22 protein-coding genes are annotated in these 25,725 nt (G+C 52.9%); 12 read left to right on the top strand and 10 right to left on the bottom strand.

The genetic code is table 11. The features are described from left to right. The first annotated feature begins 6 nt into the window (after positions 1–6). Both MHI45_RS16890 and MHI45_RS16885 read left to right on the top strand, forming a co-directional pair. A complete protein-coding gene (locus MHI45_RS16890; RefSeq protein WP_038597799.1) occupies positions 7–888 on the top strand; it encodes a carbohydrate ABC transporter permease in 882 nt (293 codons plus the stop codon). Positions 889–923: 35 nt separating this feature from the next. Further along, on the top strand, positions 924–1,808 hold the full coding sequence (locus tag MHI45_RS16885) for a carbohydrate ABC transporter permease (RefSeq protein WP_076110978.1): 885 nt from the start codon (positions 924–926) through the stop codon (positions 1,806–1,808). Here MHI45_RS16885 and MHI45_RS16880 read toward each other — a convergent pair. Then, complete coding sequence (locus tag MHI45_RS16880) at positions 1,798–2,403, bottom strand: class I SAM-dependent methyltransferase (RefSeq protein ID WP_076110979.1); 606 nt, start codon at positions 2,401–2,403, stop codon at positions 1,798–1,800. The genes MHI45_RS16885 and MHI45_RS16880 overlap by 11 nt on opposite strands. Before the next feature lie 130 nt (positions 2,404–2,533). Continuing rightward, the gene (locus MHI45_RS16875; protein ID WP_076110980.1) at positions 2,534–3,919 is read right to left on the bottom strand and encodes an MATE family efflux transporter; all 1,386 of its coding nucleotides are present in this window, start codon (positions 3,917–3,919) and stop codon (positions 2,534–2,536) included. A gap of 280 nt (positions 3,920–4,199) precedes the next feature. Here MHI45_RS16875 and hxlA point away from each other — a divergent pair, with 280 nt between their 5' ends. Next, positions 4,200–4,832: a 3-hexulose-6-phosphate synthase gene (hxlA, locus tag MHI45_RS16870; RefSeq protein ID WP_038597793.1), complete on the top strand. Its 633-nt coding sequence runs from the start codon at positions 4,200–4,202 to the stop codon at positions 4,830–4,832. Between the two features lie 7 nt (positions 4,833–4,839). Next, complete coding sequence (gene hxlB / locus MHI45_RS16865; protein ID WP_076110981.1) at positions 4,840–5,397, top strand: 6-phospho-3-hexuloisomerase; 558 nt, start codon at positions 4,840–4,842, stop codon at positions 5,395–5,397. 79 nt (positions 5,398–5,476) lie between these two features. On the opposite strand, the gene MHI45_RS16860 is transcribed toward hxlB, so the two are convergent. Both MHI45_RS16860 and MHI45_RS16855 read right to left on the bottom strand, forming a co-directional pair. Further along, positions 5,477–5,797 (bottom strand): cupin domain-containing protein, encoded by a 321-nt coding sequence (locus MHI45_RS16860; protein WP_038597789.1) that lies wholly within the window; start codon positions 5,795–5,797, stop codon positions 5,477–5,479. A 316-nt stretch (positions 5,798–6,113) separates the two neighbouring features. Next, on the bottom strand, positions 6,114–8,759 hold the full coding sequence (locus MHI45_RS16855) for a heparinase II/III domain-containing protein (RefSeq protein ID WP_341119228.1): 2,646 nt from the start codon (positions 8,757–8,759) through the stop codon (positions 6,114–6,116). A gap of 288 nt (positions 8,760–9,047) precedes the next feature. Here MHI45_RS16855 and MHI45_RS16850 point away from each other — a divergent pair, with 288 nt between their 5' ends. The 8 genes from MHI45_RS16850 (at position 9,048) to MHI45_RS16815 (ending at position 17,526) form a co-directional block, all read left to right on the top strand. After that, entirely contained in the window at positions 9,048–9,944 is an 897-nt protein-coding gene (locus tag MHI45_RS16850) for a carbohydrate ABC transporter permease (RefSeq protein WP_341119227.1), read from the top strand. 45 nt (positions 9,945–9,989) lie between these two features. Further along, positions 9,990–10,853, top strand: a complete 864-nt coding sequence (locus MHI45_RS16845; protein ID WP_076111051.1) for a carbohydrate ABC transporter permease — start codon at positions 9,990–9,992, stop codon at positions 10,851–10,853. Between the two features lie 50 nt (positions 10,854–10,903). After that, positions 10,904–12,667, top strand: a complete 1,764-nt coding sequence (locus MHI45_RS16840) for a sensor histidine kinase (protein WP_076110983.1) — start codon at positions 10,904–10,906, stop codon at positions 12,665–12,667. Next, positions 12,642–14,303: a response regulator gene (locus tag MHI45_RS16835; protein ID WP_144024326.1), complete on the top strand. Its 1,662-nt coding sequence runs from the start codon at positions 12,642–12,644 to the stop codon at positions 14,301–14,303. The genes MHI45_RS16840 and MHI45_RS16835 overlap by 26 nt, the downstream gene beginning before the upstream one ends. Before the next feature lie 91 nt (positions 14,304–14,394). After that, on the top strand, positions 14,395–15,384 hold the full coding sequence (locus MHI45_RS16830; RefSeq protein ID WP_306080827.1) for an ABC transporter substrate-binding protein: 990 nt from the start codon (positions 14,395–14,397) through the stop codon (positions 15,382–15,384). A 30-nt stretch (positions 15,385–15,414) separates the two neighbouring features. Then, positions 15,415–15,783 carry a hypothetical protein gene (locus MHI45_RS16825; RefSeq protein ID WP_306080828.1) on the top strand — a complete coding sequence of 123 codons (369 nt, stop codon included), beginning with the start codon at positions 15,415–15,417 and terminating at the stop codon, positions 15,781–15,783. Positions 15,784–15,929: 146 nt separating this feature from the next. Continuing rightward, positions 15,930–16,304 (top strand): winged helix-turn-helix transcriptional regulator, encoded by a 375-nt coding sequence (locus MHI45_RS16820; protein WP_038597780.1) that lies wholly within the window; start codon positions 15,930–15,932, stop codon positions 16,302–16,304. Between the two features lie 88 nt (positions 16,305–16,392). Further along, a complete protein-coding gene (locus MHI45_RS16815) occupies positions 16,393–17,526 on the top strand; it encodes an NADH-dependent flavin oxidoreductase (RefSeq protein ID WP_076110985.1) in 1,134 nt (377 codons plus the stop codon). A gap of 701 nt (positions 17,527–18,227) precedes the next feature. Here MHI45_RS16815 and pepT read toward each other — a convergent pair. The 6 genes from pepT to MHI45_RS16785 all read right to left on the bottom strand — a co-directional run bounded on the left by pepT (position 18,228) and on the right by MHI45_RS16785 (position 25,636). Continuing rightward, positions 18,228–19,460: a peptidase T gene (pepT, locus tag MHI45_RS16810; RefSeq protein ID WP_076110987.1), complete on the bottom strand. Its 1,233-nt coding sequence runs from the start codon at positions 19,458–19,460 to the stop codon at positions 18,228–18,230. A gap of 91 nt (positions 19,461–19,551) precedes the next feature. Further along, a complete protein-coding gene (locus tag MHI45_RS16805) occupies positions 19,552–20,214 on the bottom strand; it encodes a class D sortase (protein ID WP_341119226.1) in 663 nt (220 codons plus the stop codon). A 31-nt stretch (positions 20,215–20,245) separates the two neighbouring features. Then, positions 20,246–21,253: a hypothetical protein gene (locus MHI45_RS16800; protein WP_076110991.1), complete on the bottom strand. Its 1,008-nt coding sequence runs from the start codon at positions 21,251–21,253 to the stop codon at positions 20,246–20,248. Positions 21,254–21,717: 464 nt separating this feature from the next. Continuing rightward, positions 21,718–22,731, bottom strand: coding sequence for an LLM class flavin-dependent oxidoreductase (locus MHI45_RS16795; RefSeq protein WP_083675649.1), 1,014 nt, complete (start codon positions 22,729–22,731; stop codon positions 21,718–21,720). Between the two features lie 233 nt (positions 22,732–22,964). After that, positions 22,965–25,232: a M56 family metallopeptidase gene (locus MHI45_RS16790; protein WP_076110993.1), complete on the bottom strand. Its 2,268-nt coding sequence runs from the start codon at positions 25,230–25,232 to the stop codon at positions 22,965–22,967. Continuing rightward, positions 25,229–25,636, bottom strand: coding sequence for a BlaI/MecI/CopY family transcriptional regulator (locus MHI45_RS16785; RefSeq protein ID WP_076110995.1), 408 nt, complete (start codon positions 25,634–25,636; stop codon positions 25,229–25,231). The genes MHI45_RS16790 and MHI45_RS16785 overlap by 4 nt, the downstream gene beginning before the upstream one ends. Positions 25,637–25,725 lie beyond the last annotated feature (89 nt).

The following is a 25,725-nucleotide window of genomic DNA, read 5'->3' as shown; positions in this document are numbered from 1 at the left end:
TGTGCCATGGCGAAAGTGATGTCCAACAAGCTGGTGATCGCACTGTATGTGCTGCCTTCCCTGCTGCTCATCATGGGCATTATTTATATTCCGATTGTCCTGACCGGTTATTATGGACTGAACCAGTGGGACGGCATCGGCAAGATGGTATTCATCGGACTGGACAATTATAAGGAGCTGGTGCGGGACAACGCCTTCTGGCAAAGCGCACTGCATTCCCTGCTGCTCGCTTTATTCTCGGGCATCAGCCTCATCGGTTATCTAGGGATTGCTCTGGTCTTATCCGGCAAAATCAAGGGCGCAAACCTGCTGCGCAAAATCTACCTGATCCCCATGCTGCTGTCTTCCGTAGCCATCGCGCAGTTGTGGATGAAGATCTATCATCCCACCAATGGTGTGCTGAACAGCCTGCTGACTTCTCTCGGGGTCGACAATCCGCCGTCCTGGCTGGCTGAGCCCTCCATTGTGCTGATTGCTTTGTTTATCCCGATTATTTGGCAATATGCCGGTTTTTATATTCTGATTTATTATGCTGCCTTAAAGAACATTCCCGAATCGCTGATGGAAGCTGCGCGGATAGACGGGGCTAATCCTTGGCAGATCGCCACCCGGATCAAGCTGCCGCTGATCAGTGAGGTGATTAAGGTGACGGTGGTACTGTCGGTAGTGGGGTCGCTGAAATATTTTGATCTCATTTATGTCATGACTGACGGGGGTCCGAACGGGGCAAGTGAAGTTATGGCATCTTATATGTATCACAAGGCCTTCCGCAGCTTTGACTTCGGATATGGCAGCGCGGTAGGGTTCTTCCTGCTGCTCATCTGTCTGGTGGCCACTTATCTGATCCGTAAGGCGACTGCTTCGAAAGATACGATCCAGTATTCGTGATTAAATATTGCCCGCCTTGAAAGGAGGAGCCTATCATGAGAACTCAAGCTGCTGCGGGCTACCCGCCGATTCGGCAGCGCAGCGGGGTACCGCTCTTGCACAGAACCGGTTATGGCGTCATGTACCTCGCCCTTACCGCCGTAGCTGTGATCCAGGTGCTGCCGCTAGTCTGGCTGCTCATCTTCTCGCTGAAGAACAATCAGGAAGTATTCAACATGGCTCCATTCGCCATTCCGGCGCATCCGCACTGGAGCAATTATGAAAATGTATGGGTCAACGGAAATATAGGACAGTATTTTCTGAACAGCGTCTGGATCACGGCGGTTGCACTGGTGCTTACGGTGTTGCTGGCCAGCTTCGTCACCTTTGCCGTGACCCGCATGATCTGGAAGGGCAGATCACTGGTGCTGGGCCTGTTTATGGTCGGGCTGATGATCCCTGTCCATTCCACATTGATTCCGCTGTTCAGTATGTTTCTGAAGCTGCATTTAACGGATAATCCGCTGTCGATCATTCTGTCGTATGTGGCGTTCAACCTGCCCACAACGATTATGATTCTGCTTGGCTTCTACTATGCACTGCCGAAGGAAGTGGAGGAGGCGGCAATTATTGACGGCTGCTCGGTGAACAGAATGTTCTTCAAGATTGTGCTGCCAATGACTTCGTCCGTGCTGGCGACAACAGCCATTATCAATATGATCTACAACTGGAACGAGTTCATCTTCGTCAACACATTCATCAGCTCCGACAAATACAAGACGCTAACTGTCGGGGTCCAGAATTTTATCGGCCAGTATACTACAGACTGGGGGGCGATCGGTGCTACGCTGATGATCAGCATTCTGCCGATTCTGCTGGTGTTCCTGATTATGAGTGAACGGATTGTCGAGGGCATTGCCGCCGGTTCTGTTAAAGGCTGACGCGTGTGCAGGAGAAGCAGTATAATTCTTCATCCTCAATCGTAATCCTGTCAAAACCATGCTGGACAGCCAGCTCTATCAGAGCCTGATCCGGAGGAATCGGTTCACGCGTGCTGCTGTAGCCAATCCGCGCATGATGCTCTTTAAGTCCCTGCCTGGTCCTGGAATGGGCAATCATAAATGTGCCGCCGGGATTCAGACTGCGCTCCGCATTGACGAACAGCATCTCCAGATTTACGAAATGGGGAATACTGTTATAGATCAGCACATAATCAAAGCCGGATTCGCAAATGAAGGGATTTTCGAAATCAACACACTGCGTCTCTGCTTCAGGATAGCCTTCCCGCAGCGCTTCAAGCATCGCGCCGGAGATGTCGAGGGCGAGGTAGCGGCCTGGGCGGATGCTGAGCTTGTGCAGCGCAGCGGGTATGACACCGGTGCCGGAAGCTACGTCCAGCAGGCTCTGCCCTGCTTTTATGCCCAGAGCTTGGACAACTTTCTGGGCCAGTGCAACGGATTCCTCGCTGTTGTTCCATCCGGCGGCCAGGGCATTGAAATGTTCAATTTCACTTTCTTTCGGTGAATGTGTGGTCATATGCGGCCTCGTCTCCTGTTATGTATTTTTATGGAATCCATTATAAATGAAAAAAGGCGGTTCGTCAGGTCGAAAAGACCTTGGCGAACCGCCTTCTTCAAGATATAAGCTGTTTCATCTTGCGGAATACTTAATGTGCTGCAGAAGGGGAGGGGCTAACCGGTGTCTCTGCATCATGCTGGATCAGCCCGTGTTTCTCCCAGGCTCTGCTCTTCCAGCGGAAATACATAATCACGGCTCTTACCCATTCGTCAAAAGCGGTGGCCAGCCATACCCCGGCCAGGCCGAGATCAAGCGTGAACACCAGGAAATAGCCAAGCGGCAGACTCATGCAGACCATGGAGATCAGCCCCATATAAACAGGGAACTTAGCGTCGCCCGAGGCCCGCAGAGAGTTAATGATCACCAGGTTGCAGGTGCGTCCCGTCTCCAGGAAGAAGCTGAGCAGGATGACCTGGGCACCCATCCGGACAATGCTCTCATTGTCGGTGAACAGTCCGAACAGCGGCACACGGAAGGCGATAACAATGACATCCATAATTACGGTGACAAGCAGAGCCCACTTCACACTGGAGAATACCCGCGAATAGGCTTCCTCGGGACGTTTTGCACCGACCAAATGTCCAACAATGATCGAGGTACCCATGGATACTGCGACGCTGAACAAGAAAATATAACTCGAGATATTCAGCGCGTATTGGCGCGTGGCCATCGCTTCAGCGCCCAAGTACGTAATATACAGCGTAAATACCAGCTGGCAGGATTGATAGGTAATGGATTCAAAAGCAGACGGAATGCCGATTTTGAGAATCTGCAGCACGTACTTTTTGGAGAGGTGGATGTAGTAGGTCCATTTGACCCGTACCTCCACGATCCGGTACAGCAGCAGGAAGAACAGTACCAGCGTGATCAGCCGGCTCAGCACTGTGGAAATGGCCGCACCCTGCACTCCCATTGCAGGCAAGCCAAAATGTCCGAAGATCAGAATGTAGTTGCCGGCCACATGAATGATATTCATGAGCAGGGAGACCATCATCGTCTGCTTCGTGAAGCCGTGCGTGCGGATCGTAGTCGCCAGGGCGTTAAGCAGTGCCTGCAGAAAAATACCGCCTCCGACAATGTTCATATACATTCTGGCATAGACGAGGATATCGCCCTGCACATTCAACGCAGTCAGCAGGCTTCCGCCGAACAGCAGCAGAACCGCGCTTAGAATGAGGCCTACGGCCAGATTGAGCGTAATTGCATTTCCGGTTACATTAGCCGCTTCCTGCGGTTTCTTCGAACCGAGATATTGGGAGACGACGATGGCTGCGCCGTTTCCGATTACACTGAGTACTAGAATAGCTATAGCTATAATCTGATTCGCTGCACCCACACCGGATACGGCATCGTCCGATACCGAACTGATCATAAACGTATCGACGCTGCCCATAAGCATGAACAGGAACAGCTCCAGGAAAATTGGCCAGGTCAGCTTAATCAGGTTGAACTCTTGATGTTTTGCTTGCTCCATAATACACCTTCTTATTATTATTGCCCGTACTAATGTAAATGCTTTAGTCCCAAACAAAATGTATGTTAGCACAGCTTTTATGAAAATGCAGTATTTTTACGAAAATAATGAAAAATTGGATGATTTTCTTTCAAAATTGGCATCATTTAAGCCTCTGCGCAGCACAATAGTATCCTCGAGGTAACTACATCACAATAAAGTGCCTACTTCCCTTTTGGGCTGTATGAACTTACACTTAGTGCAACACTTACAAAAATACACTAAAGAGGAGATTTATCATATGAAGCTGCAATTAGCACTAGATCTTGTGGATATCGCCGGAGCCAAGGAAATCGTCTCGGAGGTGGCCGAATTTATTGATGTTGTGGAAATCGGCACACCGATTGTTATTAATGAAGGACTGCACGCGGTGAAGGCCATTAAAGAAGCTTTCCCGGCGCTGACCGTACTGGCTGATCTGAAAATTATGGATGCAGGCGGTTATGAAGTGATGAAGGCCGTTGAGGCGGGTGCGGATATCGTTACCGTGCTGGGTGTTTCCGATGATTCGACGATTAGAGGCGCCGTTGAGGAAGCCAAGAAGACGAATAAAGAGATTCTGGTCGACCTGATCAACGTCAAGGATATCAAGGCAAGAGCCGCTGAAGTGGACGCACTGGGTGTGGATTATGTGTGTGTACACTCCGGTTATGATCATCAGGCCGAAGGCAAAAATTCCTTCGCCGATCTCCATGCGATCAAGAGCGTAGTAAAGCGGGCCAAAACTGCGATTGCCGGGGGGATTAAGCTGAGCACACTGCCGGAAGTCATTGCAGCCGGACCTGACCTCGTTATCGTTGGCGGCGGCATCACCGGTGAAAGTGACCAGAAGGCAGCGGCGGCAGAAATGAAACGCCTTGTGAGCCAGGCTTAAGGCTCGTATGGATACCGTTAGCTACGCACAGGAAATAGTGAAGGAGCTGCAGCGCTCGGCAGCGCAGCTTGATGCAGCAGAAGCTGAGGAATTTGCAGCGCTGCTGCTGCGCTCCGGCAAGGTGTTCGTCGCCGGGGCGGGCCGGTCGGGGCTGATGGGCCGGGCCTTTGCTATGCGGCTGATGCATGCCGGCAAAGAGGCCTATATAGTCGGCGAGACTGTGACGCCGGGAATCGAAGCGGGCGATGTTCTGGTGCTTGGTTCGGGATCAGGTGAAACGAAGAGTCTGCTCGTGATGGCGGAGAAAGCCAAAGGGCTTGGCGCAGCGGTTGCCGCTGTGACCATTGCGCCGGAGTCGACGATCGGTAAGCTGGCTGATTATACAGTGAAGCTGCCGGGCTCTCCGAAGGAACAGAACGGAGGAGAGCGTGCCACCATCCAGCCTATGGCCTCATTGTTTGAACAGACCCTGCTCGTCTTCTATGATGCGGTGATTTTGCGGATGATGGAGCAGACCGGCCAGACCACTACGCAGATGTTCGGCAAGCATGCCAACTTGGAATAAAACAAACCACGCCTGTCCGGGTAACCGGACAGGCGTGGTTTGTTTAGGTGTAATTTGCCGCTGAACCAATGGAAGCAGCCTAGCGCTTAAGCAGATCTTCACGGATAGGAGTGAAGACATCGAGCAGCGCTGAATCTGCCTCCAGTGCAGTCACGCCATGCTTGGCATTTCCCGGTATAGCAATGCTCTGGCCTGCTCCTATGCAGTACTCCTTGCCATCAATGCGGAACACAAAGCTTCCACGCAGACAGTAACTCATCTGCTCATGCGGATGGCTGTGCTCATAGCCCTCGGCTCCCTCTTCGAAATGAACCTCCATCATCATCAGACTGGCTGCCGCATTCAGGATGCAGCGTTTGACGCCCGGCTCCGCCGGTTCCCATACTCCAAGATTGCTCATGTCTATTTCCTCCTTAGGGTAGTTGAATTTGCAATACAATTGCTGCCTGACAAGAGCAGTAATTGAGGCAGCAACGCCGGATGCTTAGGATGATTGTATTTCATGCAACAGCATAGGTATTTGACTGCGGTAAAACTCGATCTGTTGTATTTCATGCAGCTGATTTCGGATGTATTGGATGAAATAGTCCTTTTTTTAAGAATCTGTTGCACGAAGTGCAGGAGATTCAGTTTTTAGGCCAAGTTATGGTCTTTCTGCTGTATCAAGTGCAATTGATGGGCCTCGCGGTCTTAACGTGAAGATGAATAGATAGGGGTCAGACCCGTTCAAATCCTTTTAGAACGGCAATCTGAATTGTTCCAGGCTCAAGGTACAGGATGTCAGCTTCCGAGTCCTCGGGAACTGTCAGCCCAGCCTGCGAATGCCGGGCTTCCGCGGCTTGGGCCGCTGTGTAACCAGCCTCTGCCCCTCCAGCCAAAGCCGTTTCTGCTGTGCCAAGCAGCCTGAGCGGGACGCCGCCGGGAACGCGGATGCGGCGGGTCATTGTGGAGCCGTTGATGGCGGCGACACACCAAGCGCCGTCTGCGCGGGCGATCTTATACAAGCGGACGCCTTCTCCGGCTTCTTCGCACTCCAACGGCTCCAGCCGGAGTGCAGGAGCCGCTGCTGCCCGGGGATGCAGCAGCACCACGTAGTCCTCACCAGCGTTGCCGTGCACACGGAAATGCTGCTGTGCGGCCAGCGGGTACGCTCCGCCTACGGCACCCTCTCCGGTCGTAATGACCGGAAGGGCAGGCTCGGCGATATGCGCGCTCAGCCGCATGCCGCCCAAACCAACGGCGTCAATGGTCTGCTCCGTGACCTCAGCCTCCGTGCTCAGCGTATGCAGATTCCAGACACTGTCTGCCCCACCCTCAATCCGGTCCCAGACCAGATAAGCGTCAAAACCCGCTTTGATGAACAAGAAATTCCGCTCATATTCTCCGGACCGTGCATCGGGAATAAGGCTTTTTGCATAATCCAGCTCCTCCGAGAAGCGGACCTCCCGGCAGACGCTCTGCAGCGGGCCGTCCAGAAGGTCTCCCGTTTCACCGGTGAACTGAACGACGTTATGCGCGGCTCCGGACACATACCAGTGGCGGTCCCCGTTGTAATAGCCGCCGGTTCCGGCATCCAGCGTCAGAGGAACCCCATCTGCCCAGATGGAGAAATGGCCTTCATCATGATGGGCGTGATAGGTCAGCGGCGAAGTCTCGTAAATGGCGTAATGCTGCAGGTTCTGCTCTCCGCCGCGGAAGATGACATAGCCGATGCCTGGATAATGTACGGAGCGGAGAGCAGGCTGCCGCTCCGGGAGATCCGGCTGCGGATACAGCAGCGCGACCAGCGGCAGCGGGAAGGCTCCGGTATCCTGGACGGGCGCGCCGCCGTGCTTCCAGGTCCAGATCATTTCCGCTGCCAGCTGCGGATCTTCCTCTACATAGAATCGGGCCGCGTAGCCGAGCAGGCGGAACCATTGTTCCTGCACATTGGCATCGCCGACAGCCGGAGTAAGCAGAACGGGCGGACCGGAAGGGCCGCCTTGAATAATGTCCTCCGCTGTCACGATGCCTATCAGGAAGCGGTACATCGCCTTTACCTTGGGCTGCCGGAAATAATCAATTCCCCTCAGGCGCTTCAGCAGAGCAAAGAAAAGGAAATAACGGTGCAGAACGGCCCCGTGATAGCGCACATTTTCCGGCCATGCGCCCTCTGCATCAACCACTTCCGCGAGCTGCCAGTCGATCACGGAGCGGGCATGCTCCAGGTATGCTCCGCTTTCGGCCTCGTGCGGGAAGAGGAGCGCATAGACCCCGAGCCCGGTCGCCCGGTCGGCATTCCAGTTGCTGCGCTTGCCGCCCTTCTCGTCCGGGAAGGTCGTAAGGTCGAACCGGTAGTAGGCGGTATCCATCATCATCGCCGCGATATAGCGGAAATCGGCGAGCAGCGCCGCCGTTTCCCCGGCAGCGAGCACTCCGCTGCCTGCAATCTGGTCATAGATGACCGAGGTGGCGGCCAGCCCCCGGCCGATATGCACTGCGCCGTAGGTGTCGTCGTCATGCCAGCCGTCCCGGCGGAAAATATCCATGCCAATCCGCATATCGGCAAGCATGTATTGCAGCTTGCGCTTGGCCAGCCCGGCATACTGCTCTTCACCCGAGACCATATAAAGGTTGGCATCCGCACCGGCAGCCTCCAGCAGATACGCCCAGTTGGTCAGCGTGGGCCGGTTGAAAAGCGGGGACAGCCGCTCCAGTCCAAGCGGTTGTCCTGCGGAATCGAGAAAAGTAACCCCGGTGTATATGCCGCCGTTAACAAGAGGGGCTTCCAGACTAAGCTCTGTCTGGATACCGTAAAAATCGCCTGCGCATACAGGCAGGAGCTCCTCATAACGTAGAACCGTCCATTCTGCCTCCGCTGTATTGCTGATTCGTACGCTCCGCACAGGGTCCTCCGGCACGTCGCCAGCCGGAGTCACCCCGGAAGGCTGCAGGCCGCTGCCGCTGCCGGACAGTTGCTCCAGCACAATGGTACTGCCGCTTCCCGGCATTTGGGTCCAGCTGTTCAGCGCCTCCCCGAAGCTGCCGTTTATCAATGCCACCGGCAGTCCAAGCTGGGAATGTGTTAGGCGCACGCCGCAGGTACGGGCAACGCCCTGTCCCCGGACATGAACAGCCAGCTTCAGGAAGGCGGCCCCGGCGGGAACTTTGAAGACGAAGGGTTCCACCCGGAATACACCGAGGCCGCTAAGCGGAACGGCTGCCTCGCGGGCGGCAAATTGTCCGGACAGCTGCTGCTGTCTTGCGTATTCCTGCGCAATCGCGGGAAGTTGTTCAATTCTGCTGCGGATTTCCCCCAGTTGTTCCCGGTCATAGCAGCCGAAGGGGCGGGCTTCGGCGGCGCCGTTATATGCTGAATTCATTGGTAGAATCAAACCTCCCTGTGAAGTTGTAATCCTGTTCTGTTATTTACTTTCTTCTTTAATTATAGCTGTCCCGGGAGCGAATCAGGGATGGATAAAAACAGGAAGCAGAGGGGACAAAGCGACTGAAAACTGCCCGGCAAAGTGAGGTCTTGACCTCGGAGCTTATTTTAAATGAAATAGTGAAATTCTCCCCCTTAGCGCAGTCGGTTTCTCCCTAACTGTGTATGCACAGAGGGACGTATGATTAGGACAGAAGCGCAAGTCCAATGACAGGAGGAACAATCAATGAATGAAACGAAACGTCAAATAAACGCCTGGACCTTTGTAGCGCCAAGCTTGATTCTGACGCTGATTTTTGGGGTGTACCCTATCTTTTGGGCTTTAAAGTACATGTTCTACGATTATCAGGGCTTCGGCACACCGCTCTTCATCGGCCTGGATAATTTCGAGCGGCTGTTCCGCGATAAGGATTTCTGGCAGTCCGTGGTCAACACCTTCGTCTATGCAGGCGGCAAGCTTGTGATTACCATCCCGCTGTCGTTTGTGCTGGCGGTAATTCTCAACCGCGCCTTGAAGGGGCGCCAGCTGCTGCGGGCGATTTATTTCATGCCTACCGTGATCAGTGCTTCGGTGATGGCGATTGTGTTCTACGTTATTTTCAACTCTTACAACGGAATGGTGAATCAGCTGCTCATGGGCGCCGGAATTGTATCCGCTCCCATAGACTGGCTGGGCGCCAAACACGCCTTAATCACGGCGATTATTATCGCAATCTGGGGTGCCGTCGGCAACTATATGCTGCTCTTTATTGCCGGGCTGCAGAATATTCCGGAGGATCTTTATGAAGCCGCTTCCCTGGACGGCGCGGGGCCGCTGCGGAAGATGTGGAGCATTACCGTTCCGATGCTGGGACCTGTGCTGCAAATGATCATCATGCTGGCCATTACCGTCTCTCTGAAAGGCTACGAGAGCATTATGGTGCTGACCGAGGGCGGGCCGTACGGCAAGACGGAAGTCATGTATCTGTATCTCTATAAACTGTTTTTCCCTGTATCGAGCGGAGGATCAAGCATCCAGCAGTTTGGTTACGGGAGCGCGGTCGGGTTCACCACTGCGGTTATCGTCGGTCTGATCACTCTGGTTTACTTTTATGTATCCAAAAAGCTGAATGATATCTATTAAAAGAGAGGAGAATGTACAGTGAGCACATTGCATGCGGAAACGAAAATGACTCCGGCACAAGCTGATCGTTCGGTTAAGACCAAAGCGCTGCTGTCCAAGGTACTGCTGTGGATTTTCCTGCTTCTGGTGGCGGCTTTTGCGGTGTTCCCGATTGTTCTGGCCTTTTTCGGGTCGCTTAAGTCCAATCTGGAGCTGACTACAGGAACAACCCTGCTGCCGAAGGAATGGAAATTCGATAACTATTCGCAGGCCTGGACTTCAGCGAATTTCGCACGCTTCACCTGGAACAGCGTATTTATCAGCACATTTACTACTATAGGAACTCTATTGATAGGAACGATGGCTGCATATGCAGTAGCAAGGGTTGATTTCTACGGGAAACGGCTGTATGTGATCATTCAGTCCTGCACCCTGTTTATTTCTATCGGTGCTGTTGTGCTGCGTCCCCAGTTTGATCTTATGGTATCGCTTCATCTGCAAAAATCGCTCTGGGGCGTCATCATCATTCTGATCAGTGCCCATGCGACCGCATTCTTTATGCTGATCGGTTTTGTGCGGGCGATCCCGAAGGAGCTTGACGAGGCGGCGTTTATTGACGGCTGCAACTTCTATAGCGTATACTTTCGTGTTATCTTGCCGCTCCTGACGCCCGCGCTGGGGGTGACTGCGCTCTGGACCTTCCGCGGCGCATGGAATGAATATATTCTGCCGCTGGTATTTACCATGACGCAGCCTGCCTTGCAGACACTGACCGTAGGTTTGGCCGGGCTGAAATACGGTATCGGGGATGCGGCGCAGCCCCAGTTAATGCTTGCCGGCGCATGCTTGTCCATGCTGCCGATGATTATTGTCTATATTTTTGCCAACAAATCATTCATGCAGATGACGGCTGGCTCTGTAAAGGGCTGAGGCTAACGCAGCGATTCTCCGGGCGGCCGGTCAATAAAGGATGTGTAACCATGCTGAAGGCCTGGCTTTACCGGACCTCGCTGAAGAAAAGAATATGGCTGTCGTTTACTGCACTGACGGTCTTTTGCATCTCTATTACCGGCCTGTGGGCCTACTCGATTGCTTCGCGGGCTATGGAGCGCAACTCCATCGACCTGAACCGCAATGTGCTGAACCAGTCGGTCAACGTGCTGGACCAGAAGCTGAAGCAGATTATTGTGGCTTCCTCCACCATGATGCTGAGTGAAGCGTACAAGCAGACCATAAGGGACATACAAGCGCATAACACAGACCGGTTTTTCGCCAATTTCTCCTTGCTGCAAGGCCCCTTTACACAGGCGGAGCTGACGGAGAACTCCATTGAATCTATACTGATCAGTACGCCGGACGGGGATTTCTATTCCGCCGGCAATCTGCGCAGAACAGCGACTCCATTTATGGAGTCTTTGCTGTATAAGCGGATCAAGGACAATCCGGAATCGAACTGGGTGGAGAGCCACCAGGACGAGCTGTTCGCCGGAAAGCATCAGGTCATTTCCCTGCTGCTGCAGCCGCTTACGGAGAATTATGTGCCGGATGTCTTTTTGACGGTCAATGTAAAGGAGGACATCCTGGAAGATACGGTCAGCGGAGGTGCGAGCCTTGGCAGCGCAAAGTTTCTGCTGATCAACAAGACGGGGGCAAGTGTCTTCGGAGACAAGGAGCGGCCGGAATGGTCACGCTCGGCGGCATTTATGGACAAGCTGCTTGAAGCAAAAAGCGGCAATTTCGAGTATTCCGCCGGTGACGGGCCGATGCTGGTCAGCTATGCCGAATCACGGTATGCGGACGACTGGCTGCTGGTCAGCTACCAGTCGAAGAAGGAGCTGCTCCAGCCTGTGCGCAGCATTCAGTGGCTGGTGCTGATGATCATGGCTGTCTGTATTGTGATCGCGCTGCTGCTGGCGAGATATTTGTCTGCACTGCTGCTTGGGCCGCTGCTGAAGCTGCAGAAGACGATGTCGCGGGTGGAGCAGGAGGATCTGGGCGCCCGTTTCCAGAGTCCTTTTCAGGATGAGATCGGGGAAGCGGGCCGTAAATTCAACCAGATGCTGGACCGGATCGGAGAGCTGATTCTTGAAGTCAAGGATACGGAAAAAGAAAAGCGGAAAGCGGAGATCAAAGCGCTGCAGGCGCAGATTGAGCCCCATTTTTTATATAACACACTGAATACAATCTTCTGGAAATGCGAAATGGATGAATATGAAGATGTGAAGCAGATGGTGATTTCTCTGTCCGCCCTGTTCCGGCTGGGCCTGAACAACGGGCAGGAAATTACGACTCTGGGCAGGGAGCTGGAGCATGTCCGCCAGTACCTGAACCTCCAGCAGCAATGCTACGAGGGATTGTTCGAATATACGATAACCGCAGGGCCGGAGCTGCTGGAGCTTCCCGTGCTGAAGATTATCATTCAGCCTCTCGTGGAGAATTCCATTCTGCATGGGCTGAAGGAGCTGCGGAACGGGGGGAGGATTCGGATCTCCGTGGCAGCGGAGGCGCACAATCTTGTAATCCGGGTAACCGACAACGGGGCGGGCATGGATGCGGAGAAGCTGAATGCCCGGCTGAAGGAGCCTGTCGGCAGCGGAGGGTACGCCCTGTCCAATATTTGCAGCCGGTTGCAGCTGTATTACGGCAAGGAGGCCGGATTATCCTTCTGCAGCCGTCCACTTATCGAAACCGAAGCGGTTCTCTCATTTCCAATGGAAGGTGGAGTTTATCCTGAATCACGCTGAACCTATTAAAATATGCATTGTTGACGATATCCCGGCCGTTGTCCGGGGCTTGTCGCAGCGAATCCCGTGGGAGGAGCATGGCATTGTAGTTGCAGCAACAGCGGCCGACGGAGAAGAAGGGCTAATGCAGATCCGCAAGCACCGGCCTGATATTGTGTTGACCGACATCCGCATGCCGTTTACCGACGGGCTGGAGATGATGCGGATCATTCAGGCGGAGCAGCCGGACATCAAGCTGATTTTCCTGACGGGTTACTCCGATTTCACATATGCCCAGGAAGCGGTGAAGCTTGGGGCCTTTGACCTGATCGTCAAGCCTTTTACCAAGCCTCAGGTGCTTGAATCGGTTCTGAAGGCCAAAGAGATGCTGGAGCGGGAACGCTCCCAGGCCGAACAGATGCGGGGGATGGAGCAGAAGCTGCGGGAGAGCATGCCTTATTTGCGCCAGGAGTATATGCGTCTGCTCATCCGCTATGGCAGCAGGCAGCAGCACCTTAGCCAGCAGTGGGATTTCTATGCCATTACAATGAACAGCCGCGACTTTTGTGTGCTGGTGGCGGAAATAGACTTTTTTGCAGAGCGCACGGCCGCCCTGCCAGTATCCGAGGTCGAGCTGATCCGTTTTGCGGTGCAGAATATTCTGGAAGAGACGGTTGCTGCCTATACGCAAGGTCTTGTCTTCCGCGAGCACGTCAATCAATTCGTCATCGTCATGAATCCCCCGGCGGAGCTGGATACGGAGCAGCTCGCGGAGAAATGCCGGGAAAACGTATGCCGTCATACGTACCAGACGGTGTCGATCGGACTCGGCGGAGAGGTCGAGGAGGCCGGCCAGTTGTCCGTGTCCTACGCCCAGGCGTTGTCTGCGCTGGCGAATACGTTTCTGACCGGCGGGAACAGCGTATACCGTTATGTGGAATCGCTGGAGGGGGATGCCGCCCTGCCCAGGTACTCTTATGACAAAGAGAAGGAACTGCTCTACTGCCTGCGTTCGGCCAATCTGGCCAAAGCGGAGGAGCAACTAGGCGACATCTGGAATGAATGGCTGAGCGCTCCTGCCCTGCCGGGCCCGGCAATCGTCAAGACAATGTGTCTTGAACTGGCCCATTCGATCCACCGTGTCTTTTCCGACAAGGCTTCAGACTCGGAGGTCAAGACGCTGGAGAAAAAGCTGGCCGACATGAATGGAGCCGCCTCCTTCGAGGAGCTGCGCAGGCAGATCCGGGAATTTTGCCGCCAGGGCTGTGCGTACGTGCAAATCCGCCAGTCCAGCGATGCGCGTGTGCTGGTGGAGCGGGCCATTGCCCATATCAATGGGAATCTGCACCGCAACCTTTCCGTAGCTGATTGTGCCAGAGAGGTTCATCTCAGCCCGAGCTATTTCTCCAATCTGTTCAAAAAGGAGATGGGGATGACGCTCGCCCAATACATTATCAGCCGCAGAATGGAGAAGGCCAAGGAACTGGTGCTGGAGGGCATGCAGGTTCAGGATATCGCCGTTTCGCTGGGCTATGAGGACCGTCCCTATTTTACTGAACTCTTCAAAAAATATACCGGCATGACGCCTACGGACTTCCGCTCCAAATACGCTTCGGTCACGCAGCGCGGAAACAGTGATTTCGTCTCCCATGAATAGTTGTTTTCTCCTTCACTTAGAATCGGGCGGACATTCTATAATTTTTATATGAAATGAATGCGATTACAAAAAGAAAAGGGAGGCAATTTAGATGAAAAGAAATAAATGGATGCTGACTGGAGTTTCGCTGCTGCTGGCCGGTTCGCTGGTCGCGTGCTCCTCGTCCAATACAAATAAGGAGGCAGAGGGCAATAATACAGCTGCTGAGAAAACAAAACTGGTCTACTGGACCATCGACCGTCATGATTCTGACTTTATAGAGCAGAAAATCAGTGAGTATGAGGGCCTTAATCCTGATGTCGATATTGAAATGAAGGTGATGGCTGAGAACTACGCCCAATCGGTGGATATTGCCTTCTCCAGTAAACAAGCACCGGATATTCTGCGCGTGGATACGGGGAACGTGCCAACCTGGGTGAAGAAAGGCTACCTGGAGTCCTTCGACAGTTATATTACACCGGAAATGAAAAGCCGGTTCGAGAAGGTACTCATTAATGAGAAGAACACCGTGGACGGAAAAATCTACACCCTGCCGAATATCGGCCAGTTCTGGCGCCTGATCTATAACGTCGATCTGTTCGAGAAGGCCGGCATTACCGAGCCGCCGACCACGCTGGCGGAAATGGTGGAGGATGCCAAGAAGATTACCGAGGCGGGTAAAACCAGCGGTGCTTATGGCTTCGCCGGAAATTTCAAAAGTGCAAGCGGCTTTGAACGTATCGCTTATCCGATCACGACCCTCAGCAAAACGGCAGGTACAGAGGGTTTCAACTTCCAGACCGGCCAGTTCGACTTCAGCATGTATAAGGAAGCGCTTGAAGCACTGCGGCAGATCACGATGGACGGAAGCATGATGCCGGGTTCGGAATCGCTGGATATTGACCCGCTGCGTGCGCAATTCGCCCAGGGTAAAATCGGGATGTACTTCAACCATTCTGTCGAGCCGAGCGTATACAAAACCCAGTTCCCGACTGATATCCGCTGGGCCGCAGCGCTTCCTCCGACAGTAGACGGCCAGCAAAATGGTGCCAGTCAGGTTATCTCCGGCAGCTACCTGGCGATGAGCAAGGATTCGGAGTAGAAGGAAGCGGCCTGGAAATTTATCGAGTGGATGTACAGCGATGAGGTGCAAATTGCCTATCAGGAAGGCGGATACGGGGTTTCGGTTATTCCTTCCGTTGCTGCTGCAGCGAAAGCTCCGGATATTCCGGGAATCGAGAACTTCCTGCCAACGAAATTTGATGCCATCTATCCGGCAACTCCGCTGGTAACTACCGAAGGACGCCTGGAAGGAACGAAGAAAGTCGATGTCTTCAACAAATATATTTTTGACGGCGGAGATTTGGACAAGGAGCTTCAGGATCTGAATACCCGCTATAATGCAGCACTGGAAAAAGCCAAAGCAGCGGGGGACACCACGGTTGAAGCGCAGCCGGACTTCAGCTCAGCCAGCCTGCAGGGAAGCCTGGCCAGCAAATAAAACACATACGCAGCATACAGACCGCAGGCCGAGCCTGCGGTCTGTATGCGTACATAGGGAATATGGCCCCGGTGCGCCTGCCGGAGATGTGCGGCCCCCGGGTGTTTTGTAGTATGATGTTAAAGAACGAAAGGGGGCCGCATACCTTGGCGACGGATATTAAAGACCGTATCAATCTGAAGGAAATCAACTGTGAGAAGGAGCTTACGCTTGCCGTTATCGGCGGTAAATGGAAGCTGATCATCTTATGGCACTTGGGCCTTGAAGGAACCAAACGTTTCAGTGAGCTGAAGAAGCTTATTCCTCATATTACGCAAAAAATGCTGACTAATCAGCTTCGTGAGCTGGAGGAAGACCAGCTTGTGCTGAGAAAGGTGTATGCTGAGGTCCCGCCGAGAGTAGAATACTCTTTGACGGAATACGGGCAGAGCCTGCTGCCTGTACTGCGTATGATGTACGATTGGGGCAAGAACTACGGGAATAATGTCATCTGGAAGGATATACCTGAGGGAGATAGATAACGTTAGTTTGCAATAGATTACAGACTGCCGGTCCAAGCTGCAAGCGTGGAGCCAGTAGCACTAAGTATATAATGGAGGGAAATCAAAGATGTCTACAGATTATAGTCCACTGCTGGAATCCTACCGGTTCGAAAACGGGATTTCATTAAAAAATCGTGTCGTTATGGCACCGATGACCAACTTTTCTTCCAACGAGGACGGTACGGTATCCGGTCCCGAATTGCAATATTATGCCCGCCGCTCCAAAGGTGCGGGACTGGTGATTACGGCCTGTGTATATGTCACGCGGGGCGGTAAAGGTTTTGCCGGCGAATTCGGTGCAGATCGTGATGAACTGATTCCAAGCCTGCGCGAGCTGGCTGAAGCAATCAAGGGGGCAGGCGCGAAGGCAGTTCTGCAGATCTTTCACGGCGGCCGCCAGTGTCCTCCAGAGCTGCTTCCGGACGGCCAGACGGTCAGCGCGGGCAATGTTCCGGCTGAGCTGCCGCGCGGAGGTCACGGTCCTGTTCCTCGTGCGCTGAGCGAAGAAGAAATTACCGGTATTATTGCCGACTTCGGCGCGGCTACACGCCGGGCCATCGAGGCCGGCTTCGACGGTGTGGAGATTCATGGTGCGAACGGCTATTTGCTGCAGCAATTTTTCTCCCCGCATTCCAACACACGCGAAGACCGCTGGGGTGGCAGCCTGGAGAAACGGCTGACCTTCCCGCTCGCCGTTCTGCGTGAGGTCAAACATGCGGTGAAGGAGCATGCTTCATCGCCGTTTCTGGTCGGCTACCGCTTCTCGCCCGAGGAGCCGGAAACACCGGGGATTACGATGGCCGAGACCTTTGCGCTGATTGATGCGCTGAAGGAGGAGGGGCTGGATTATCTGCATGTTTCGCAGCAGGATCTGTGGTCCAAGCCTCACCGCGGCACGGACGACAGCCGTCCACGGATTGAGCAGATTGTGGACCGTGCAGGAGATGGTGTTCCGGTTATTGGTGTCGGCTCCCTGTATAAGGCCGATGATGCGCTGAAGAGCCTGGAGACCGGAATCAGCCTGGTAGCCCTGGGCCGCCCGCTGCTGATTGATCCGGACTGGGTGCAGAAGGTTGCCGAAGGGCGAGCTGCTGACATTAAGACGGAGCTTGATCCTTCAGCCCAGGCGGAGCTTGTAATACCGGACCCGCTATGGGGCGCATTAATCCATACGCCGGGCTGGATGCCGATCAAAGCCTAAATCTGAACCAGTGGAGCGTTGGCGTGGTGAAACTGCCGCTTGCGGATTATGGGCGCATTAATCCATACGCCAGGCTGGATGCCGATCAAAGCCTAAACCCGATCCAGCAAAGCGTTGGAGAGGTAAAACTGCCGCCTGCGGATTAATTGGGGCCGCTGCCGCTCCGTTTGGTTTGGTTCATCTCAGACGGAGCCGTTACAGCTAAGTTAGAGGTGTTGCCACGGCCGCGGACCGGGGAGACCTTATTTTCTCTGTAGAGTGCATTTTACGGGACTAACGGACCGTAGTGCGCTTATTACCGTTTCGGCAGCCAAATTTCAGGCCAATTTTCGTGCATAAGTGCATTGGGGTCCGATAGCTTGCCGGAATGATCCTCCAGTTGAAAATAAGAGCTGCTGGGTCCGTTGCGAGCCCGGGGTCTATTCTGGCAGTGGAGGAACGATTTCCAGAAAATCCGCGTCCTATACTGATTGCTGTCCGGCTGCCGCCGGATGCTCTCACCAAGCAAAAACCCTCTGACTCCCGCATTGCGGCGGTCAGAGGGTTTTATTTTTGCACAGTTTGCGCAGGTAATAAAAGCGGATAAGCCGCAGGAGCTTCACTACCTGCGCAAAGAGGCCTGCCCGGTCAGAGCAATTGCTTTTGACCGGGCAGGCCGAATTGTTGCAGCGGGTTGTGCAGCCGCAAGGGGAAACCTTAGGCTATGCCTTTTGCTCAAACAGCTTGGCAATCTCAACGATAACCTGTACGGATTTCAGCATAACATCTACAGAAGCGTACTCGAATTTGCCGTGGAAATTTTCGCCCCCGGTAAAAATGTTCGGAGTCGGGAGTCCCATGTAGGAGAGCTGTGAACCGTCTGTCCCGCCGCGGATCGGGCGAATCACCGGTGTTATGCCGAGGTTCTCCATCGCTTCGTGGGCAATATCGACGATATGGCGGACCGGCTCGATTTTTTCACGCATATTATAATATTGGTCATTCAATTCCAGCACAATGTTCTCATCGCCATAAGTGGATTTGAATTCATCTACAATCGCAGAAATATTCGCTTTGCGGTTCTCGAACTGGGTACGGTCAAAGTCACGGATAATGTAATGCAGCTTGCTGTGCTCCGCCGATCCCTGCATGGAGATCAAATGGTAGAACCCTTCATAGCCGTCCGTAAATTCAGGAGCTTCGCCGGATGGCAGCCGGAGGTGGAAGGCCATGGCGATTTTGGCCGAATGGATCATTTTGCCTTTGGCGGTGCCGGGATGCACGTTGACGCCTTTGAAGCTGATTTTGGCGGCAGCAGCATTAAAGCTCTCATATTCCAGTTCTCCCAGAGGCCCTCCGTCAACGGTGTAGGCATAGGAAGCGCCGAAGGCGGCGACATCGAATTTATGCGGCCCGCGTCCGATTTCCTCATCGGGGGTGAAGGCAACTCTAATCTTGCCATGCTTAATTTCCGGATGCTCCAGAAGATACGCCATCGCAGTCATAATCTCGGCGATTCCGGCCTTATTGTCTGCTCCCAGCAGCGTTGTGCCGTCTGTCGTAATCAGGGTATGTCCCTTATACCCGGGCAGCTCAGGGAAACTCTCCGTGGAGAGGACCACATTCAGCGCCTTGTTCAGCACAATGTCGTTCCCGTCATAATTCTCTACAATTTGCGGCTTCACACCGGCACCGGTGAAATCTGTTGCGGTATCCAAATGCGCCAGGAAGCCGATCGTCGGAACTTCCTTGTCGCTGTTGGCGGGAAGGGTAGCCATGACATAACCATGCTCGTCCACCGTAACCTCCGCAAGTCCCAGTTCACCGAGCTCGTCAACTAGCTTACGGGCCAGCACCATCTGCCCCGGAGTGGAAGGACAGGTGTCACTGTCTTCATCCGATTGGGTATCCATCTCAGCATAAGACACAAAACGTTTGATCAGCTCTTCTTTCAAAATGGTTCATCTCCTCTTTTTCTTCCGGTCGTATGTCTATATTATCACTTTCTATAGAAGGTCTCATCCTTAGCGTTGTGGCGTGCATATGTTATTCCGCTTCGCGGGACAGCGGCTCCTGCCGGAGCAATGACGCCGAGAGCAGGTAACGGTCAGGCGCAGAGCCGACGTAGGAGAAAGGATAGCAGGTGATCAAGGTGAGCACCGGTGTATCACTCTGCTTAATCGCCCCCCGTTCATCGCCGTCTACAATGAGACTGCCGGTAACTTCATAAATGAATTTTCCTTCGGCGGTCTCCAGCTCGATCAGATCATGGACTTCCAGATTGCCAAGGCCGCGAAACACTGTATCGCGATGGCCGGCCAGCACGCTGTTGCCGATAGCGCCAATCGCTGCGCTCCCTTCATAATGCCCTGCGCCTTTTTTCAATTGAGGGCGCTCCGTTCCTTCCAGAATCGCCACCCGTTTATCCAGCCTCGGAAAATAAATCTCTCCAATAACTTCGCCCCCGGTATAATCGGTTCTGGAAATGCCTTTCTCTCCAGAGAGGTTGACCATTCCTGCGGGCAGCGGAGTTTCTTCTTCCAGCACCTGGAGACTGACGGCTTCCTCCCTCTTTTTGTCCCAATCGTTTAGGGCATGGCGGGCTTCAGCGGGTGCTTTTAAGATTTGCACTACAGAATAGATCAGCACACACAAAGAGAGTATGAAGATCAGCTTCACGGCAATGGATAGCCCGGAACGCTTCTTCATACTCTCACCTCCAACCTTTGGCTAATTCAGCTTATTTTTTCGAATTCAGTCTGCGAAGTACGATAATACTGAGTATGGCAACGGCCAAACTGATCAGAATCAGGTTATACCAAGGTTCTGCTGTATCCGGCAATTTGTCGCCCTCTTCCGGTCCGGAGAGCGGAATCTCATCATCATCTATAATGACGTCGTCACTTGGTGCCGGAGACGGTTTAGGTGTCGGCGTGGCCGAACCTTCCGGTGTTCCATTGTTTGTGCCGCCCATTGGCACAGGTTCATCCGTTACAGTCACTACAGCGGTTCCCGGTGAAGCTGTCACGGCTGGGGATCCGGTTGGAGCCGCCGATGTTCCCGGTGTGGCAGTAATACCTGGGGACGCTGTCGGCCCGCTGCTAGGTGCGCTTGTTGGATTACCCGACGGCTCCGTTGAAGCGGAGGCGGCCGGTGTCGCGCCAGGATCAACGGTTGGACCCGGTGTCACGGTAGCAGTTGATGTCGGACTAGGCTCACTGGTCGGTACCGGTGTCACAGTAGCGGTTGGTGTTGCGCTAGGTTCAGCTGTTGGATCCGGTGAGGCTGAAGCGGAGAAGATGAAGTCGACGCTTGTTGTCTTCCCTTGATATTCATTTCCCGCTTCCAGCGGAAAGGACACATCCATCTGGAGCACTTCCTGCGAGCCTCCGGTAAGTGTACCTATGGCTACCCTGCCTTCTGCCTCGCTCATTACTCCTGAATAGAGGATTACTCCCTCTTTTTGCAGGGTCATTTGCAGTATATTGTACAATTCCTCGTCTCCGGAGGTGAATTTGAAATCAACAAAATAATTAAACCGTTCACGACCCTCATTGATCACCGTATAATCTGAGGTCGTTGCGTCGCCCGGCTGCATATTGCTCATAATCTCGGTGCTCGTCGTATGGGAATTGACCCGGAGCTTAATCGTCTCTTCTGCGCTTACACCCCCGGCATGCCAGATGACCCCTGCCAGAATGATCAGAATGTAGGCGCCTATAAAGCCGGCCTGAACTCTCTTCTTCACTTTCCACGCTCCTTTCTACCGGAAAGTAATCCTGCCCTCAGCGTACTCTCGACAAATCCTTACTTTAACCCTGATGTTTCTTCAACTTTTGTCATAAAGAGTAGTTTTATGGAGGACTACTACATAATAAGGCGATAGCGTCCTGAAAACAGCGGTCAGAGTTTTATAGCCATATGTATGTTCGTTATAACGAATATCTACAGTATAATCAAAATTGTAAATAAAGAAAAACGGAACAAAACATATTCATTGGCTGAAATCACTCGTTTTGAAGGTGTAATAACCGATTATCGTTTAATTACTTCAATTTACTCATTATTTATCCATATCATTGTTAATGATAGCGTTTTATAAAGAACGACTCGGGATGAGCATACAAAAAAACAAGGCGGTTACAAGGAAGGGAAGCTGATGCTTTCCAACCTAATAATCGCCTTGCTTAGCTATGTGCCGGATGGCGGAATCTAGTTCTCCTTAAAAAGCTGGGCTATGAGCTCATAGGAATGCAACTGGGCCGAATGGTCGAAAATTTGCGATGCGATGATGAACTCATCGGCATCGGTCTCTTCCACAATCTGTAGAAGCCGTTCTTGCAGAGCGGAGGGATCACCCGCTATAGAGTAATTCTGCTTGTTCTGCAGAATGGCTTTTTCCTGCATGGACCATAGGCCATCCATGCTGTCTACCGGAGGCTGGAGCATACCGGTGCGTCCACGGATAATGTTCAGAAATTGCTGCTGCTGAGAGGTAGCAAGTCTTCGGGCTTCCTCTACGGTGTCAGCGGCGGTAGCTCCAAGCCCGACCATGACATGAGGCTTGGATAGGGCAGCCGATGGCTTGAAGCTGCTGCGGTACAGTTGCAGGGCAGGCAGCAGATAATCCGGTGCAAAGTGGCTGGCAAATGCAAACGGCAGGCCCAACTGCCCCGCCAGTTGGGCGCTAAAGCCGCTCGAACCCAGCAGCCAGATCGGAATGTTCAGGCCTTCGCCGGGAACAGCGCGCACTCCGAGTGGCCGCGAGCCAGCGCCGTTTGGATCAAAGTAAGCCCGGAGCTCGCTCAGCTGCTCGGGGAATTCGCTGCCGTCGCTGCCCAGGCCGCGCCGCAGCGCTCTGGAGGCTGCCTGGTCAGAGCCCGGAGCTCTTCCCAGCCCCAGATCTATGCGTCCAGGATACAGGGACTCCAGTGTGCCGAATTGCTCTGCAATCATGAGCGGCGCATGGTTGGAGAGCATGATGCCTCCGGAGCCTACACGGATACTGTGTGTACCAGCGGCCACATGACTGATGACAAGCGAAGTGGCGGAGCTGGCGACGCCAGCCATATTATGATGTTCCGCCAGCCAGTAGCGCTTATAGCCCCACTCTTCGGCATGACGGGCCAAATCCAGTGTGTTATGAAATGAATCCGCTGCTGTACTGCCCTCTTTAATCGGAGCGAGATCCAGCACGGAGATGGGAATGTCCCGCAGTTGCTTCACTTTAATCCCTCCAGTTATGATGCTTTAAGCATCTTATAGCAGTATTTACAGCTATGAAATGAACTACCCGATAATTATAACATGAAATAATATTATTTACACACTTTAAGTAAGTGTTAATGCAAGCAAACCGAAGTGATAACGGATGTTCTAGGCTCTGATGGAACTGCAAAAACGGCTGTAGCCTATGGGCACAGCCGTTTCTGCAGTGTTGTACTGATTCGGGGTTGAGCTTAATGAGCCTGTGCCGCTGCTGCGGCCAATTTATCAATGTCTGCAGCAGGGACTTTCATGAATGATGAGACAATAGTCTGCTGATCCTCAAGCGTCGGTACGCCGGTGAATCCCACTTTGTAGATTACGCCTTGATCCTGCCAGAAATAACTGAGGAAATCCGGCTCGGTAGGCTTGCTGAGCTCTCCGTCGATTTTGTAAGGCTCCGTAACCAGCACCTCTTGTCCATTTACATGAGCGGCGGTAAGGGGAACGGCAAACTTTTCTCCGTCAATCCGGAAAAAAAAGACTTGTCCTTCCTCTTTGAAGGTTTCATATAAGCCTTGATTCTGCATTTGCAAAAAGGTGACATCAGGATTGGAGTATGCTGTCCAAAACACTGTTCGGGACATTCCCAGTCCGTCTAGAGGATAACTGAATTCAATGCTTGAGGTGAGCATGGCCCTATTCATGGCAAAGCCGGACTCTTCTATAGGGAACTTAGGCACAAAGCCCATAATATCGGCAGCCATCCGTAAATCCTTCACATCAATGACATCTACATTAAATAACTTTTTATTCACGAAGCTGCGTTTCATTTGTTCATCCGGATATTTGATAGAGGTCATGAGTGAAGCGATTTCTTGCTGGGATAGGGTACCGCTGCCTATATATAGTTTATATACAATCCCATCCCGCTCCCAAATATAAAATAATTTCTGTACATACTGATTGACATGCACATTGACATGGATAGCGTTTATACCGCCAATGGTAGTGGGTTTCCGGTCAACCGGAAGAGGTGTCCCGCCGTCGCCGCGCGAGGATTCACTAAGTTCAAGAGCCGTATAAATCTGCTCAACGCTGCTATCCTTGTAAGCTTCCAGCGAAAATTGCCCGGTATGGATATCCCCGTCGTATCGTTCATAATAGAGAGTAACTTGTTCAATCTCATTATCTTCCGACTTCGCAGTAGCAGTTGCAGCTTGAGGCGGAGTGACTGCAAGGTAAGCCCTCTCCAGAATGAAATCCGGGGGCAGCACGGACGGGGCCTGGAAGGCAAAACCCGCTTCCTCCACGGCTCTGTCCAGGCGATTATAATTTCTATTCTTGTACAGATTGATCAAATCATCGTTAACAGCTGTGTTGTCAGTTTTTGAATCGCCGGAGGCATTCGTTAGTGTCACCACGCTCAGCAGAATCAGGAGCAGCACGGCTGCCGCTGATATCCGGTAAGAGCCTTTTTTAAATGAGTGAATCATAGAGACCCTCCTTGTAATCTGCTGACGGTGCTGCGATCCGAAGAAATAAAGCACTTCGCGGTCGGTCCGTCCTTTAGAAAACTGCTTGAGAAATTCAACGAGCGTTAATCCGTACGCCGCAGCTTCTTCTTCTCCCAGCACATCCAATACGTATGCGTCACAGGCCAGCTCCCGGTCGGTTTTCATTTTGTGCAGTCCGAGCCAAGATAAAGGATTGGGCCAGTGAATAGCCGCGGCCGCACTGCCCAGCAGATTCCACAGGGTATCCCGGCGTTTATAGTGAGCAAGCTCATGGGCCAGAATGTGCAGCAGCTGCGGTGACGTTAACTCCTGAAGCGCCAGTTCCGGGACGTATATCCAAGGACGGAACACGCCGCTCAGGAAAGGGCTTTTGGCCCGGGAGCCGGTGTAGAGCGGGATCTTCCTTTTCACTCCGAACCGGTTCAGAGCGTCCTCAAGCACCGCAATTGGCCGGGGATCAGTAACCCGTCTCAGCCGCTTCCGCCCGCGGAGCTGCCTGCTCATGATGCCAAGTCCGTTCAGAAAAAGAAAGACTGCGCCGCCGAACCAGATTATAGCAGCGGCCTTCAGCCAGGGAGAGTAGATACCAGCAGCACTGGAATGTCGGCCACCCGGCGCCTGCCCGTCCGCTTGTTGTAGGTGTCCCGCATTAATGCTGTCTCCGGTTCCGGGAGTGCCTGATTGCGGATCAGAATCAGAGTCCAGCCCCTGATTGCTTGGAGCAGCAGCTTGCAGATTCGGCAATGGGGCTGTATCAGCGGCCTGTCCCGTGAGAGCGCTCTTTATTCCTTCTCCAAACTGAAGCACATGGAACATGCTGAGCGGACTGTCCGGGATCACCGGAAGCAGCATTCGGATAATGACCAGCAGCCACAGCAGGTAACGGACCCTGGCGCTGATGACCTTTTGCAGGATGGCATGAATTGCGATTACAACCAGAATCACCAGGCTCGCGGCTAGTGTATCATCCAGGAAATCGGCAAACAGGCTGTAGATCACATTCATTCCTGTGTACCTGGATCTTTGTGTGCTCCTTGTGCTTTCTTCTCCTGAAGCAACTGTTCCAACTGCTCAATTTCCTGGGCGGATAACGTAACTTCTTCCAAAAAGTTGGTGACCATCAGGTTGGCGGCTCCCCCGAAGACCCGCTTCAGAAAAGACTGGCTTTCTGCTTGTACACATTCCCGCTCGGAGAGCAGCGGATAATAAAGATAACTTCGCCCGGATTTCTCGAAGCCAATGGCTTTCTTCTTAAGCAGCCGTGTGATAAAGGTGCGTACCGTCTGATCGCTCCATTCAATAGACCCCGGCAGGTGCTGGACAATTTGTTCAGCTGTAACCGGATGGTTGCCCCAGATGACTTTCATGATCTCCCATTCAGCCTCTGAAATTTTGGGGATGCTCTTCATATAATCGACTCCTCGCAGTTTCATGAACATTCAATCTACAAGTGTAGTTTTAATCTCCTGGTTGATATTACACTTGTAGATCTAAATTG

Source organism: Paenibacillus sp. FSL H3-0321, assembly GCF_038002865.1.
Taxonomy (GTDB): domain Bacteria; phylum Bacillota; class Bacilli; order Paenibacillales; family Paenibacillaceae; genus Paenibacillus_AQ.
Note: the sequence above shows the minus strand (reverse complement) of the source record. Positions and strands in the feature narration are given on the sequence as shown.

What these genes read in the sequence shown, in the direction of transcription:
- MHI45_RS16890 (WP_038597799.1), top strand. Translation starts at nt 7, where the DNA reads ATGGCGAAAGTGATGTCCAACAAGCTGGTGATCGCACTGTATGTGCTG.
- MHI45_RS16885 (WP_076110978.1), top strand. Translation starts at nt 924, where the DNA reads ATGAGAACTCAAGCTGCTGCGGGCTACCCGCCGATTCGGCAGCGCAGC.
- MHI45_RS16880 (WP_076110979.1), bottom strand. Translation starts at nt 2,403, where the DNA reads ATGACCACACATTCACCGAAAGAAAGTGAAATTGAACATTTCAATGCC.
- MHI45_RS16875 (WP_076110980.1), bottom strand. Translation starts at nt 3,919, where the DNA reads ATGGAGCAAGCAAAACATCAAGAGTTCAACCTGATTAAGCTGACCTGG.
- hxlA (WP_038597793.1), top strand. Translation starts at nt 4,200, where the DNA reads ATGAAGCTGCAATTAGCACTAGATCTTGTGGATATCGCCGGAGCCAAG.
- hxlB (WP_076110981.1), top strand. Translation starts at nt 4,840, where the DNA reads ATGGATACCGTTAGCTACGCACAGGAAATAGTGAAGGAGCTGCAGCGC.
- MHI45_RS16860 (WP_038597789.1), bottom strand. Translation starts at nt 5,797, where the DNA reads ATGAGCAATCTTGGAGTATGGGAACCGGCGGAGCCGGGCGTCAAACGC.
- MHI45_RS16855 (WP_341119228.1), bottom strand. Translation starts at nt 8,759, where the DNA reads ATGAATTCAGCATATAACGGCGCCGCCGAAGCCCGCCCCTTCGGCTGC.
- MHI45_RS16850 (WP_341119227.1), top strand. Translation starts at nt 9,048, where the DNA reads ATGAATGAAACGAAACGTCAAATAAACGCCTGGACCTTTGTAGCGCCA.
- MHI45_RS16845 (WP_076111051.1), top strand. Translation starts at nt 9,990, where the DNA reads ATGACTCCGGCACAAGCTGATCGTTCGGTTAAGACCAAAGCGCTGCTG.
- MHI45_RS16840 (WP_076110983.1), top strand. Translation starts at nt 10,904, where the DNA reads ATGCTGAAGGCCTGGCTTTACCGGACCTCGCTGAAGAAAAGAATATGG.
- MHI45_RS16830 (WP_306080827.1), top strand. Translation starts at nt 14,395, where the DNA reads ATGAAAAGAAATAAATGGATGCTGACTGGAGTTTCGCTGCTGCTGGCC.
- MHI45_RS16825 (WP_306080828.1), top strand. Translation starts at nt 15,415, where the DNA reads ATGTACAGCGATGAGGTGCAAATTGCCTATCAGGAAGGCGGATACGGG.
- MHI45_RS16815 (WP_076110985.1), top strand. Translation starts at nt 16,393, where the DNA reads ATGTCTACAGATTATAGTCCACTGCTGGAATCCTACCGGTTCGAAAAC.
- MHI45_RS16805 (WP_341119226.1), bottom strand. Translation starts at nt 20,214, where the DNA reads ATGAAGAAGCGTTCCGGGCTATCCATTGCCGTGAAGCTGATCTTCATA.
- MHI45_RS16790 (WP_076110993.1), bottom strand. Translation starts at nt 25,232, where the DNA reads ATGAATGTGATCTACAGCCTGTTTGCCGATTTCCTGGATGATACACTA.
- MHI45_RS16785 (WP_076110995.1), bottom strand. Translation starts at nt 25,636, where the DNA reads ATGAAGAGCATCCCCAAAATTTCAGAGGCTGAATGGGAGATCATGAAA.